General features: G+C 49.3%; 16 protein-coding genes. 12 read left to right on the forward strand and 4 right to left on the reverse strand.

Annotated features, from left to right (window positions below; translation table 11 throughout):
• The first annotated feature begins 386 nt into the window (after positions 1 to 386).
• From zwf to G7083_RS12210, 4 genes are all read left to right on the forward strand, one after another.
• Positions 387 to 1,889: a glucose-6-phosphate dehydrogenase gene (zwf, locus tag G7083_RS12195; protein WP_166015510.1), complete on the forward strand. Its 1,503-nt coding sequence runs from the start codon at positions 387 to 389 to the stop codon at positions 1,887 to 1,889.
• The gene (pgl, locus tag G7083_RS12200; protein ID WP_166015116.1) at positions 1,886 to 2,605 is read left to right on the forward strand and encodes a 6-phosphogluconolactonase; all 720 of its coding nucleotides are present in this window, start codon (positions 1,886 to 1,888) and stop codon (positions 2,603 to 2,605) included. Before zwf ends, pgl begins: the two co-directional genes overlap by 4 nt.
• A 13-nt stretch (positions 2,606 to 2,618) precedes the next feature.
• The gene (gnd, locus tag G7083_RS12205) at positions 2,619 to 4,067 is read left to right on the forward strand and encodes a decarboxylating NADP(+)-dependent phosphogluconate dehydrogenase (RefSeq protein ID WP_166015117.1); all 1,449 of its coding nucleotides are present in this window, start codon (positions 2,619 to 2,621) and stop codon (positions 4,065 to 4,067) included.
• Between the two features lie 147 nt (positions 4,068 to 4,214).
• Entirely contained in the window at positions 4,215 to 4,355 is a 141-nt protein-coding gene (locus tag G7083_RS12210) for a hypothetical protein (protein WP_166015056.1), read from the forward strand.
• 64 nt (positions 4,356 to 4,419) lie between these two features.
• On the opposite strand, the gene hutZ is transcribed toward G7083_RS12210, so the two are convergent.
• From hutZ to hutW, 3 genes are read right to left on the reverse strand one after another with little or no spacing between them, the layout of a single operon-like run.
• On the reverse strand, positions 4,420 to 4,950 hold the full coding sequence (gene hutZ / locus G7083_RS12215; RefSeq protein WP_166015118.1) for a heme utilization protein HutZ: 531 nt from the start codon (positions 4,948 to 4,950) through the stop codon (positions 4,420 to 4,422).
• A gap of 44 nt (positions 4,951 to 4,994) precedes the next feature.
• A complete protein-coding gene (gene hutX / locus G7083_RS12220) occupies positions 4,995 to 5,498 on the reverse strand; it encodes a heme utilization cystosolic carrier protein HutX (RefSeq protein WP_166015119.1) in 504 nt (167 codons plus the stop codon).
• A 23-nt stretch (positions 5,499 to 5,521) separates the two neighbouring features.
• Positions 5,522 to 6,892, reverse strand: coding sequence for a heme anaerobic degradation radical SAM methyltransferase ChuW/HutW (gene hutW, locus G7083_RS12225; RefSeq protein ID WP_166015120.1), 1,371 nt, complete (start codon positions 6,890 to 6,892; stop codon positions 5,522 to 5,524).
• Between the two features lie 207 nt (positions 6,893 to 7,099).
• Between hutW and G7083_RS12230 the strand changes: the two genes are divergently transcribed.
• The 6 genes from G7083_RS12230 to G7083_RS12255 all read left to right on the forward strand — a co-directional run bounded on the left by G7083_RS12230 (position 7,100) and on the right by G7083_RS12255 (position 11,569).
• On the forward strand, positions 7,100 to 7,786 hold the full coding sequence (locus tag G7083_RS12230) for an energy transducer TonB (RefSeq protein WP_240911949.1): 687 nt from the start codon (positions 7,100 to 7,102) through the stop codon (positions 7,784 to 7,786).
• Positions 7,786 to 8,493, forward strand: coding sequence for a MotA/TolQ/ExbB proton channel family protein (locus tag G7083_RS12235; RefSeq protein ID WP_166015121.1), 708 nt, complete (start codon positions 7,786 to 7,788; stop codon positions 8,491 to 8,493). The genes G7083_RS12230 and G7083_RS12235 overlap by 1 nt, the downstream gene beginning before the upstream one ends.
• Positions 8,490 to 8,906, forward strand: coding sequence for a biopolymer transporter ExbD (locus G7083_RS12240; protein WP_166015122.1), 417 nt, complete (start codon positions 8,490 to 8,492; stop codon positions 8,904 to 8,906). Before G7083_RS12235 ends, G7083_RS12240 begins: the two co-directional genes overlap by 4 nt.
• A gap of 10 nt (positions 8,907 to 8,916) precedes the next feature.
• Positions 8,917 to 9,747, forward strand: a complete 831-nt coding sequence (locus G7083_RS12245; RefSeq protein ID WP_166015123.1) for an ABC transporter substrate-binding protein — start codon at positions 8,917 to 8,919, stop codon at positions 9,745 to 9,747.
• A 65-nt stretch (positions 9,748 to 9,812) separates the two neighbouring features.
• A complete protein-coding gene (locus G7083_RS12250) occupies positions 9,813 to 10,790 on the forward strand; it encodes an iron ABC transporter permease (protein WP_166015512.1) in 978 nt (325 codons plus the stop codon).
• Positions 10,790 to 11,569 carry a heme ABC transporter ATP-binding protein gene (locus tag G7083_RS12255; RefSeq protein WP_166015124.1) on the forward strand — a complete coding sequence of 260 codons (780 nt, stop codon included), beginning with the start codon at positions 10,790 to 10,792 and terminating at the stop codon, positions 11,567 to 11,569. The genes G7083_RS12250 and G7083_RS12255 overlap by 1 nt, the downstream gene beginning before the upstream one ends.
• A gap of 126 nt (positions 11,570 to 11,695) precedes the next feature.
• Here the strand turns inward: G7083_RS12255 and G7083_RS12260 are convergent, their stop codons facing one another.
• Positions 11,696 to 12,157, reverse strand: coding sequence for a TetR/AcrR family transcriptional regulator (locus G7083_RS12260; RefSeq protein WP_166015125.1), 462 nt, complete (start codon positions 12,155 to 12,157; stop codon positions 11,696 to 11,698).
• Between the two features lie 488 nt (positions 12,158 to 12,645).
• On the opposite strand from G7083_RS12260, the gene G7083_RS12265 reads away from it, so the two are divergent.
• Positions 12,646 to 12,951 (forward strand): DUF406 family protein, encoded by a 306-nt coding sequence (locus G7083_RS12265; RefSeq protein WP_166015126.1) that lies wholly within the window; start codon positions 12,646 to 12,648, stop codon positions 12,949 to 12,951.
• 131 nt (positions 12,952 to 13,082) lie between these two features.
• Positions 13,083 to 13,682, forward strand: a complete 600-nt coding sequence (locus tag G7083_RS12270; RefSeq protein ID WP_166015127.1) for a hypothetical protein — start codon at positions 13,083 to 13,085, stop codon at positions 13,680 to 13,682.
• The last annotated feature ends 73 nt before the right edge of the window (positions 13,683 to 13,755 follow it).

Genomic DNA, 13,755 nt, shown 5'->3' on the forward strand with positions numbered 1-13,755 from the left:
CTTACCAGCTGGAACAGCCCAAGCCGCAAACCTTGCGTCACCTCATTCAACCGCGCTGTTCATAGACAAAATCGCTTGCTTGAGCATCAAAAATCTAAATATAACCACTTTTACGTGTCACAATTTAATCGATTGCGCTATCAAGAGTTGATGTATGTCAAAGAGTCGTAGACAATACGCCACCAAGTTGAGTCGGCCTCTCGCTCACGCAGTCGACTTTGTACTTGATTGATTTTATCTATTGAAACTATAGATAGGATCGGTTTTTGATTTGTGTAATGCGCTGCTAGGGTTGGCGCATACTAAGCATACCCAAATATTTTGCGGGGAAATGGTCATTTTTTGCCCGCAAAGATGGGAAATACCTCGTTTCGAAAGGAAAGATGATGGTAATACCTGAAAACAGCAGCATCGTAATTTTCGGTGCCTCGGGAGATTTGACCTACCGTAAGCTTATTCCTGCGCTGTATCACCTCTATGCCAGTCAACAACTGCCAAAATCATTTGTGATTTTAGGGGTGAGCCGTACTGAGTACAGCGATGAAACTTACCGTGACAAATTGCAACGTTCTCTGCAAGAGCTGGAAAAGACTGAACCCGCCATTTTAGCGGCGTTCATGCAGCATGTGCATTACCAAGCTCTGAATACCTCAGCGGTGAATGACTACCAACACTTGGTGACTAAGCTCGATCAACTGGCCAACCAACATCAATTAACCCAGCGCAATACGCTGTTTTATCTTGCCACACCGCCAAGCCTGTATGGGGTGATCCCAGCTTGTCTGGCTGCCCATGGTCTCAACGATGAGCGCCAAGGCTGGAAGCGGCTGATCATCGAAAAACCCTTTGGTTACGATCTGCAATCAGCGCAAGCGCTGGATGTGGAGATCCATCACCATTTCCAAGAACACCAGATCTACCGCATCGACCATTATCTTGGTAAAGAAACGGTGCAAAATTTACTGGTATTCCGCTTTGCGAACGGCATGTTTGAGCCGTTGTGGAACCGTAACTTTATTGATTATATCGAAATCACCGGTGCAGAATTTCTTGGGGTTGAAGAGCGCGGCGGCTATTACGATGGCTCTGGCGCGGTGCGTGATATGTTCCAAAACCATCTGCTGCAAGTGCTAGCGATGGTCAGTATGGAACCACCAGCGGCGATCAATGCAGATTCGATTCGTGACGAAGTCAATAAAGTGCTGCAAAGCCTACAACCACTGTCTGAGAGCGATCTGCGCAACAATTTGGTATTGGGACAATATACCGAATCAGCCGTGCGTGGGCAGTTTTTGCCGAGTTATCGTAATGAACCTGGCGTTGCTGCCGATTCACGCACCGAAACCTATGTTGCGCTGAAAATGTTCATCAATAACTGGCGTTGGAATGGCGTACCTTTCTATGTGCGCAGTGGTAAGCGTTTACCAACCCGCGTCACCGAAGTGGTGATCCACTTTAAACGTACGCCGCATCCGGTATTTGGTCAAAATGCCCCGGAAAACAAGCTGATCATTCGTATTCAGCCGGATGAAGGTATTCTGATGAGCTTTGGTTTAAAAGAGCCCGGCGCGGGTTTCAAAGCCAAAGAAGTGTCGATGAATTTCCACTATGCCTCACTGGAGCAGATCAAAATGCTCACCGCTTATGAGCGTCTGCTGCTGGATGCGCTCAATGGTGACGCGACACTGTTTGCGCGTACCGATGCGGTAGAAGCGTGTTGGAAGTTTGTGCAGCCGATCCTCGATTTCAAACAAGACCCGCAATCGCTGTATGGCTACGCCTGTGGTACTTGGGGCCCGAAAGAGTCGGATGACTTGCTACGCCGTGACGGCCGTGAGTGGCGCTTTCCTTGTAAAAACCTCACAAACACGGATTATTGCGAATTATGATCAAGCATAAGATTTTCCCAACTGCGGATGCCGTAGTGAAAAGCCTTGCCGACGATATGTTGGCGTACAGCCAGCAATGTCAGCCAGTACACATTTCCCTGTCTGGCGGCAGCACGCCCAAAATGCTGTTTGAGCTTTTGGCAAGCCAGCCTTACGCGAACGACATTCAGTGGCAAAACCTACATTTCTGGTGGGGTGATGAGCGCTGTGTGGCTACCGATGATGCAGAAAGCAATTACGGTGAAGCCAATGCGCTGCTGTTTCGTCACATCAACATGCCTGAGCAAAATATCCATCGCATTTTAGGTGAGAATCCACCTCAGGCGGAAGCGGAGCGTTTTGCTCAAGCCATGGCCGAAGCGATCCCTGTTGATGATAATGGTACGCCAGTGTTCGACTGGATTTTGCTTGGCGTGGGGGCCGATGGTCACACCGCATCCCTGTTTCCAGAGCAAACCGACTACGCGGATCCGCATCTGGCCGTGGTGGCCAGCCATCCACAATCTGGCCAACTGCGCGTATCAAAAACCGCCAAAGTGCTGCAAGCGGCCAAACGCATCAGTTATTTAGTGCTTGGTGCAGGAAAAGCCGAGATCGTACAACAAATTCACACCACTCCAGCGGGACAACTGCCTTATCCGGCAGCCAAAATTCACTCTACGAGTGGAGTAACCGAGTGGTATTTAGATTCAGACGCCGCAGCAAAGATTGCGTGAAGGAGAGCAAAAAATGAAAGGTGATATCGGTGTAATCGGCTTGGCTGTTATGGGCCAAAACCTGATCCTCAACATGAACGACCACGGCTTCAAAGTGGTGGCACACAACCGTACTGCGGCGAAAGTCGACGAGTTTTTAGCCGGCCCAGCCAAAGGCACTAACATTGTTGGCGCTTATACGTTGCAAGAGCTGGTCGATAAACTGGCGACACCACGCAAAGTGATGCTGATGGTGCGCGCCGGTCAAGTGGTGGATGATTTCATCGAGCAGTTGGTTCCGCTGCTTGAGCAAGGCGACATCATTATTGATGGAGGTAACACCAACTTCCCAGATACTAACCGCCGCGTCAAAGCGCTGCGTGACAAAGGCATCCACTTTATCGGTACTGGCGTATCTGGCGGTGAAGAAGGCGCACGTTTCGGGCCTTCGATCATGCCTGGTGGCGCACCTGAAGCATGGCAAGCGGTGAAACCGATTTTCCAAGCCATTTCGGCTAAAACTGACGCTGGCGAGCCTTGCTGTGACTGGGTGGGCAACGATGGTGCCGGCCACTTTGTGAAAATGGTGCATAACGGTATCGAATACGGCGATATGCAGTTGATCACTGAAGCTTACCAGTTTATGAAAGATGGTCTGGGTATGTCGGCTGACGAGATGCAAACGGTGTTTGCCAACTGGAACAAAACCGAACTGGACAGCTACTTGGTTGAGATCACCGCCGACATCCTTGGCTACAAAGATCAAGATGGTGAAGCGCTGGTTGAGAAAATCCTCGATACCGCAGGCCAAAAAGGCACCGGTAAATGGACGGGTATTAACGCGCTGGACATGGGCATTCCACTGACGCTGATCACCGAATCGGTGTTCTCGCGCTGCTTATCAGCACTCAAAGATCAACGTGTGGCAGCTGAACAACTGTTTGGCAAAACTCAAACTCAGGTGACTGGTGATAAGCAAGAGTGGGTGGATGCCCTGCGTCAAGCACTGCTGGCTTCAAAAATCATCTCTTACGCACAAGGCTTTATGCTGATGCGTGAAGCGTCAAACGAGAATGGATGGAACCTAAACTACGGCAATGTGGCTCTGATGTGGCGCGGTGGCTGTATCATCCGCTCGGCATTCCTTGGCAATATTCGTGATGCGTTTGAACACAATCCTGAGCTGGCATTTTTAGGTTCAGATGCGTACTTCAAAGGTATTCTGGACAACTGCCTGGCCGCCTGGCGTAAAGTGGCCGCGAAGTCGCTGGAAGTGGGTATTCCAATGCCTTGTACCACCTCTGCATTGACGTTCCTCGATGGTTACACGACCGCTCGTCTGCCAGCCAACCTGCTGCAAGCACAGCGTGACTACTTCGGTGCCCATACTTATGAGCGCATCGACCGTCCACGTGGCGAGTTCTTCCATACGAACTGGACCGGAACCGGTGGTAATACCGCTTCAACCACCTACGATGTATAAACTTACGATTGAGTTGTCGCCAAATAAGGATGAAAAATAGGACTAGCTACTTCTTTGCTCTCAGCCTATAATTTCGCCGTTTAAGGAGGATGTCGGTTTGGCCGACATCCTTTATTTTTTCTGCACATTGGCTTTTTAAGAGAATCGATGATGACTATCAACAAGTACTATGTTTTGGTACCACAAGCGTTACAAACGCCAATACATCAGGATAGTGACGTTGCATCTGAGAAGGAAGCTCAGCGCCAGCAGATGGTGAAACAAGCACAGCAGCAAGGCGGATTATGATCGGTACCCAGCAAAAGCGTGATTTGAACCGATAAAAAAAAGCACCCGCAGGTGCTTTTTTTATTTAGTCATCAGCAATTTTACGATGACCTTCTTGTAGATGGACAAAATCCACTAGATCATCGCCAGAGACTTGGTAGGCCTGACCGAAACCTTTCACATACAGGCCTTGTTCTGGCTGCAAGCGAAACAAAATAAAGTCTTGCATTTGGCTTAAGCCATCAATAATTTCACCAAACCGCTCACCCATTTGTGCAATCACTTGCCGCCATAGTTGGCTGTCGCGCTCAATGATGCTCGCGACTGAATCAAAAGTTAGACGCTTGCGCGCAAACAACTGCTTGGCTTGCGTTTCATCTTCAATCAACATAATCGAAACCTGTGGATTGACTTCCAAATTACGTGCGTGACGGGCAATGCGTGAAATCAGCACAAAATAACCTTGCTGATTTTGCACGAAAGGCGCATAGCTGACATTCGGACGACCTTCGGCATCCACCGTGGCGAGTTGCAATGTTTGGCGTTGTTGGCGAAATTCTTTGATTTCTGGCTCTAAGCGGCCCTGTAAACGCTCTTGTTTAACTTGCTGATCCATCTCTTTCTCCTCAATGATGAGCATTATCGTTATTATTTTTGTAATTATGTTAACTGCTGTTGCTGCATCGCTTTAAAACGTACCACTTGCTCGGCAATTAATTCGCGTTTTTCATCACGACCGAGATAGATTTTGAAAGCATTCTCGCCTTGTGCGGTAAAAAATCCAAAGTAGTGGCTTTCACGCCCCATAAACGGTTTGCTGACCAAGGCAACATGGCTAATGTTGTCCAGCAGCAAATGGCCATGCAATTCACCCTCACGACCCATTAAGTTGTAATAACCGCGCGCAACCTTACCTTTTGGAAACGGCGCTTTCACCTCAAAAATTGAGCCGGCCACGGTCATAATCGTCGTGACCGGTCCCCAATCAGGTAAACTTTCTAAAATGGCTTGCGCTTGCGCACCATCGATAATCGCGGCCATCTCTTGCGGTAGTGAACTCACAACCTCAAACTCGGTGATCCCCAATTGCTCCGCCATCGCGGCAGGTAATAACATCGGTTGCTGCTCAAGCAGCTGCATGACTTGCTGTGCTAATGATTCCATTATGTTTTCCAATCTTGTTGTGCTTAGGCAATAAGCGGTTGTTGATGTTGATCTTGTTGATGCGAATGAATGAGAACTTGAATACAGGCTTGCGCTAAACTCACCGACCAGAAACAGCCGGCGGTGGTCAGGATCAAGTAATCCTCTTCGACACTGGCTAGCCCCAGCGCTTGCCAACGTAAAAAGAGTGGCATTAACCATTCAAAAGCCGACTGATGCTGAAAAGCGGGTAAACGTTGTTTGGCTACCACGCCAGCATCAAAACCGGATTTTAGGGCTGCAAACAGCGGTTCATAGGTATGCTGACGCATCATCATCGCGCTCAGTGGCTGACCATTTTTCAGCGCGTCTAAATAAGTGGTGAGCTGGCGATGTTGCATGAGTCCATAACCGCCAATATTGCCCCCAGCGCCACAGCCAATCGGCAGCACTTCTGCGTAAGTTTTTGCCAAACTGTTATACAGGCTGCGCTCACGATTATCACGTGCCCAATGGTTAACACTCAGTTGGCGCAGGTGATGTTTCGCCATAAATTCCACCCCGATTTGGTACAAGGTGGCTTTTTCTGGCGTGGTGGCTGGCGCGGGTAAACGACCTTGCTCAACCATAGTCAACATGGGGGCACTACCGCCCACCACCAGTTGATACAAGTCGATACCTTGCGCACCAGTGGCCATAAAATCGAGCAGATCTTGTTCGAAAACTTGCTCTGTTTGGTAAGGTAATCCATACAACAGATCGATCACAATCGGCGCTTGTCTGGTCGCTGCCAAAGAAGCGACACGTTCCATCACCACGTCACGATCATCAAGACGTTTAGCCCGGCGGCGCACTTGAGTATCAAAGCTCTGCACACCAAACGAAAAACGGTTAAAACCGCCCTCTAACGCTTGTTCGAACATCTCATCACTAAAACGATGAGTACGCCCTTCTAAGGTCATCTCGCAATCCGCGGTGAGCGGAAAGTGGTGACGGATCGCCTCACCCAGTTGGCGGATCTGTAGCGGTGAAAGCTCAGTAGGCGTACCGCCACCAATATACACCGCATGAAATACCCCACTTTGGGTCCAAGGCAGAGCGGCTTTTTGTTTGATCTCTTCGAGCAAGGCATCGAAGTAGGCATCCACCAGCTGACGGCTGGCGGCATTTTGAAAAAAGTTACAGAAGGTGCAGCGTACTCGACAAAAAGGCACATGGATATAAAGGCATCGAGTTTGCTCAGGTGAGCTCGGCTGCTGCGATATTTGCTGCCAGACTTTAGCTTGTTCAGGCGGAGCAACGGGCATCGTGATACCACCGGCATGCACCGAGTGCTTATTTTTGAACGCAAAACGCAGTGGATCTGGGGTATCAGCGCCCAAGATGGATTCATCAAAATTATCTAAATTCAACATACTATTCCTCAAGCCAACACCTAGTGTGACAAGGGTTGCGGTTTATTTCATCTTATGCGGCAAGATCATAAATTGACGCTAATGATAATGCAATTGATAATTGCTATTATTTGCAAGTTGAGGGATAATCCTTAGCGCTGAGGCGTAAATGGTCAAAACTCAGTCAAGTCACTGAATGATGTAATGATGTTGCTAGGGGGTAATCAGTTGAATCTGCACAGATATGTGATTGCAGGAGGAGCATCCATCGCGCTTCATGCATTGTTGCTGATCACCACAGATCAAGCTCAAGTTTTTGCCATGCCAGCTGGAAATTCGAGCCAATCGGTAGCCATTAATATGGTTTCGATGCCAAAACCGAGCGCACCCGCACAACCGGAACCGGTGTTACCTGCCGCCGTCGAGCCGCAAAAAACCGCGCCGACACCAGCCACCGTGGCCAAACCAAAACTGGCCAAGATCGCCAAGCCAGTGGCTAACACGCCAGCTAAACCGCAGTCGACCCAAAAACCCGTCACAAAGCCTATCGAGCCGATCACCCATAATGAAGTGGCACGTGAAGCGTCCCCAACTCAGCCTAGCGAGGCAAGTAAAGGGATCAGTAGCCAACCGATTTTGCTTGATAAACCGGCTTTCGTGAGCGCACCAGTGCAACCTCGCTATCCACGTATTGCGCAAAAACGCGGTATCGAAGGCACTGTGATGTATGAAATTTGGCTCGATGAACAAGGACGTCAAATCAAGCAACAACTGATCTCGTCATCCGGCACGCAACTACTGGATCAATCGGCGCTGGAAGCCATTAAACAGTGGCAGTTTTCGCCACGTATTCTTGATAGTGCGCCAGTGGCACACCGAGTTCATATCCCTGTTCGTTTCAAATTGGAAGGCTAATGGAATCGTTACAACAACTCCAACAACAGCTAGGCTTGATGGCTTGGCCACTTTTCATTTGTTCTGCGCTAACCGTGATGCTGTTAGCCGAACGTCTTTGCCAAGTGTTGCTCAGTTTGACGGTTGGTAAAGGTGCAATACGCCAAGCCTTGCAAGCGGTATCACCTAGCAACCCAGATCAAATCGCGGCGCTCACCGAACATTTCAGCCATAAACGACCTGTGTTGTACCGTGGGGTGGCGATGTTATTAGCCCATCATCAATTCGAGAAATCCCTGCGCGAAGATGCCGCAGGTATTTGGCTGCAAGAGCAGCGTCACCAATTTAACTCTGGCTTACGTTTGCTGACCCTGATTGGCGTGATCAGTCCGCTGCTTGGTCTACTCGGCACGGTGTTAGGCTTGATTGCGATGTTTAAAGGGGTGGCCGCGACCACAGGCAACATTACGCCAAACGTACTGGCGGATGGATTAGGTATCGCGATGTACACCACTGCCGCAGGTTTGATGGTGGCGGTGCCGGCAGTCGCCGGAGCACAACTGCTGAATTTATGGGCCGATCGTACCATGGCCAAATTGGAGCACACGCTCAATTACGTCAATCTTTGGCTCGAAGGAATGACGCTACATGCCAATGCTGCACTGAGCATCGTTACCCGGCAAGACTCTGCAGGTATGCCGACTGAGACAGGAAATGAGCCGCGATGATTAAGTCTTCTGCCAAGCAGCAGGATTTTGGGCTCACCCCCGATCTCACTCCCCTACTCGATATCATTTTTATTGTGATGGTATTCCTGCTGCTAACGGCTTCCGTGCGACTGGAATCTTTAGACGTCGCGCTACCCACCACCGATGCACCGGTGGTTAATGAAATTAATCAACAGTCGATCACTATCAATCTCTTAGCCAGCCAACCTTACTGGGCGATTGATGGTAAAACCTACCCCGATTGGCATGATTTCTCAGTGGCCCTGCTCGCAATGGTACATAACAGCCAACGGCCAATTGTGATCGCCGCTGATCAAGGTGCCGAGGTACAGCAACTGGTTAAACTGCTCGGCTTTTTACAACAGCATGGCATTCAGGCCACTCAATTACTTACTAAAACTCCTCACTCGTAATGGAAACAAGATGAAACTCACTCAATCATTGGTTGTATTGCTGGCCTGTTGCTCATCGGGCATCAGTCTGGCGCAAGAAAGGATCGTTAGTGCAGGCAGTGCCGTCACTGAACTTATGCTCGCACTCGGCGCTCAGCAGCAATTGGTCGCAGTCGATGTGACCAGCGAACTGCCGAGTTCGCTCAATCTGCCCAAGATTGGTTATCACCGTCGCTTAGCCGCAGAAGGTTTGCTGGTGTTAGCGCCGACCCAACTGATTGGATCGAATGAAATGGGGCCCGATAATGCCTTGCAACAACTGCGTAATGCGGGAGTGCAAGTCAGTGTGATTAATAGCGATGCAAGCCCACAAGGTTTATTAACTCGCATTGACCAAATTGCTCAGCTCACCAATAGTGAGTCGCATGCGCAGCAGTTAAAACAGAGCGTGCAACAGCAAATTGCCAGCTTGCAAGCCAAGCAGCCGACCACCCCGAAAAAAGTGTTGTTCTTACTGCTGCATGAAGGTCGCGCCGCTAACGTTGCCGGCAGTGATACCGTTCCCGATACCATCATTCGCTTAGCGGGTGGGCATAATCCAGCCAGCCTAGTCACCTCTTATAAACCCCTATCGATGGAATCTATGCTCGAAATGCAACCGGAGATGATTTTAGTCAGCGGCCGCAGCCTAGACGTTTTAGGCGGTGTCGATGCCGTACTGAGTGCAGTGCCAGTATTAGCAGCCACTCCGGCAGGTCAAAACAAAAATATCGTGGCGATCGATGGTCATGCTTTGGTTGGCGGCTTAGGGCTGAAAAGCTTGCAAGAGGCTCAGCGTATTCAATCTCTGCTTTATCCCTGAGGCCGATGCTAGTGTTAAGACGATTTCCGTTTATGCTGACCATAAGTCTGCTGCTTGTGGCGGTGATGTTGGCTGGGATCTACTCGATTACTGTCGGTCCGATGAATATCACGATGACCGATAGTATTCGTAGCCTGCTGTTTCGCTCTGATCAGCAGGCCAGTGCCATCCATCTGGTGATCCATGATATTCGTTTGCCACGTACGTTACTTTGCTTACTGATTGGCGCAATATTGGCGTTATGTGGTACGGCGATGCAGGGGTTGTTTCGTAACCCATTGGCAGAACCTGGGATCATCGGGGTTTCTGCTGGAGCCTCGCTCGGTGCCGCTTTAGCGATTGTATTATTGAGTGATTTAACCTTACGTTTGCCTTGGTTAAATAACCTGATGTTACCGGTGGCGGCATTTATCGGCGGTGCGCTCACCACGGTATTAGTCTATCATTTGGGCACCTCTAAATTTGGCACCTCAGTCACCATCATGCTGCTGGCTGGAGTGGCGATTTCGGCCCTTGCCGGAGCAGGCATTGGCTATCTTAACTATTTAGCCAGCGATCAGATGCTGCGTGATTTGACGCTATGGTCGATGGGTTCGATGGCTGGCGCTACCCGTTCAAGTATTGTGTTGTGCGGGATCACCTTATTGATCTTATTAGGTTATTTTTGCTGGCGAGCAATGGCGTTAAACGCTTTGCTACTCGGTGAAGCCGAAGCACGTCATTTAGGTGTGCCAGTACAACGGCTCAAACGCGAAATGATTTTACTGTCAGCGATTGGAGTCGGCGTCGCGGTGAGCGCGGCAGGCATGATTGGCTTTGTCGGATTGGTCGTACCGCATATTGGTCGTATGTTGGTCGGGCCGGATCATCGTAATCTAGTGCCGATTTCGGCCCTACTCGGCGCATTGATGCTCACCCTCGCCGATATGATCGCGCGAATTGCGGTCGCGCCAGCGGAATTACCAATTGGTATAGTCACCGCCTTGGTCGGTGCTCCGTTCTTCTTGTATCTGTTATTCCAACAAAAAGGCCGAATTTTCTGATGCACTCGATGGCAATTCAAGGCACTGATCTTTGTGTCACTTATGGTTCACGCTCCGTGCTCGACCATGTGGATATCACTTTGCGTGGTGGTGAAGTGGCGGCGTTACTCGGTCCAAATGGTGCGGGCAAAAGCAGCTTATTAAAACTGCTCAGCGGTGAAATGAGTGGAGCAGGAACACTGCGCTATTTTGATCTTCCAGCCAACCAATGGCCAGCCGCAAAACTGGCCACTCATTTGGGTATTTTGCCCCAGCAGAGTTCGCTCAGCTTCCCATTTAGCGCGCAAGAAGTGGTGGAATTGGGCGCTATCCCACTCAATTTATCGCGCAAAGAAGTGCAGCAAGTTGCGCGACATTATATGCAACAAACAGATGTGTTGCATCTGGCCACTAGCCTCTACCCATCGCTGTCTGGAGGTGAAAAACAGCGCCTTCATTTAGCGCGAGTCTTGACTCAGTTACATCAAGCGGGTCAACAGCGCATTTTAATGCTGGATGAACCCACCTCGGCGCTGGATTTAGCCCATCAGCATAATACCTTACAACTGGCACGCGACTTAGCCGACCAGCAAGGATGTGCTGTGGTGGTGGTATTGCATGATTTAAACCTTGCGGCGCAATATGCCGATCGGATGATCCTGCTGCACCAAGGTAAGATTGTGTGTGATGCCGCGCCCTGGCAAGCGCTGACCGCTGAGCGAATTGAACAAGTCTACGGTTATCAAGCCCTCGTAGCGGCGCATCCCACCCGCGATTTTCCGATGGTCTACCCAGCCTAAGCCGCCCGCGATTTTAACCGTAAGCCAGCGCCTGAAAAACCGCCGACGAATTGAACAGCCGGCGCTTTAAACATTCGTGGCTGGCGGCGGTGCTTACCCATCAAGGCCGTTCTGTATGATCAGGGCTCAGTGGATCATACTGACCAGTGAATGGCCGAGTAACCATTCCACTTCTTTTTGGCTATCTTGGCCAAATTTCTCTGCGGCTAGCTTATATAAACCATGGATCTCTTTATAAGCAAAATCATCGGCACGTTCCGCACTCACAATATGGTGAAATAACAGACGTAAAATCGCGGTAAATGGCGATTGTTGCAACGCTTGCAGCCAACTGTGACGAAACGCTTCAATATCATGTTCAAAATCAAGGTGTTCAATAAATAGTTTGAAAATCCGCCCATCCAGCGCCGAGGCAAAATCGGTTTTCTTCGGAAAATGATGACTGATCCCAGTCCGAGAAATGCCGGTTTGCTGACTAAGAGTGGTATACGACATTTGGTCATAACCGAGTCGCAACAACTGGTCCACTACCGCATCCATAATGGTCTGAATGGTGATTTGTGTATCTTGTTTACTACGTTTAGGCATGATTAGGCTCTTTTCTAACGTCGATGACTTGTCTGGATGAATCGTGAGCAAGCATCATAATGATTAAAATAGTCAGCTCAAAAGTCACCACCAAACAAGCTCAAGTATGGTTTGGTCGGACCTTTTAATACTAGTCACTCAGTAGATGAATTCACTCTTTTGCATAATTTTTTGACTGTTTTTAAAATACCCAGTTCTTATCACGCCATCGACTCAGTGCAAAAATGCATATCGCCACACGACTAATAATCCATCAATCGATTGACCATAACAATGCGCTAGCGGCAACTCTGACAATTCTCCGACATTGGAAAACCAAATTAGTGCAGAAGCTCACACTGATCTGCGCAAATTCGCTTCATCAATCGTGGTTTCGAGCTGCGATAGCTCTGACTGACTCAATTCCTACACTCATCGCTGAGCTTTTTTGTGGTATAACCATTCGCTGCGGACTAAAATAGTTCGATTATTGGTAAGAGGATTAGGATATGAGCAACCAAACTTGTGTCGAAAATGAAGTGTGTGAAGCTTGTGGTTGTGCCGGAGAGATTGGTTTTATCATTCGTGAAGGCGATGATGTGGCAGAGGTCTCCATATTTGGTGCTGATCCAGCACATCTGCAAGGCAAATTAGCCGAGTACATCAGTTTAGCTCAGCAGGTTTGTGCTGCAGTAGAATACGAAGTGGCACCGGCCGCAGAGGATGCGACCGAACTACACGCTCGATTTAAATTTGAAGTGAGTGCTGAAAAATTAATTTTCGAACTCAAGACTCGTGCCCTAGCACGCAGCTAAATCCATACTCAGTCAGCGGGCATCATGCCCGCTTTTTCTGCGCAGCTAGCCAGTCATAACTGGCGTTTACAACACTGTTTGCAACACTAAAGCCGCGTATTTCCATTCAAGCCAAGGATCGATCGTTATCAATGATGTGGCGTACTTTAGTACTCTGTTGTTCATGTTTAGCCAGTGGCTCGCAAGCCATAGCACTGGATCAGTATATGGTGCTCAACCATCTCGATAACTACGGTAATCTCGATTTACGCGCCAAACCCTACCGCTCATTGCCGGAAAATTTTCACATCAAAGGCAATCTGAATATCGGCAACACCGCCATCACATCGCTGCCCCGAGGTCTGGTCATCAATGGTAGTCTTGAGGCGGCGAACAGCGGGTTAACCCATGTACCGCGCGGTACCAGCATCAAAGGCTACGCCAATTTACTGGGCAGTAAAATCAAAGCTTGGCCGGCAGGTATTCGCGTCGGTGGCTATCTCAATTTTACCGATACACCATTAGCCACCTTACCCGCTCGGCTGACTGTCAAAGGCGATTTAAGCGTGATCCGTACCCCACTGACAGAGCTACCGAATGGCATTATTATTGAAGGTAATTTGTATATTGGTGGCTCACAAATCACCCGTTTTCCTGAGCGGATGACAGTAAACGGCAATATTTATTTAGGTGGTAATCAAATCAGTCAATGGCCAACCGAACTGACGCTCGGCGGCGCAGTGGCACGCTAAAACGCTAAGTGATTACCTACCATCAAACACCGACAGAAAGAGGAGCGCAAGCTCCTCTGGTGATCTGAATGCG

It is taken from the genome of Vibrio sp. HDW18, from assembly GCF_011306175.1.
GTDB classification, from domain to species: Bacteria; Pseudomonadota; Gammaproteobacteria; order Enterobacterales; family Vibrionaceae; genus Vibrio; species Vibrio chanodichtyis.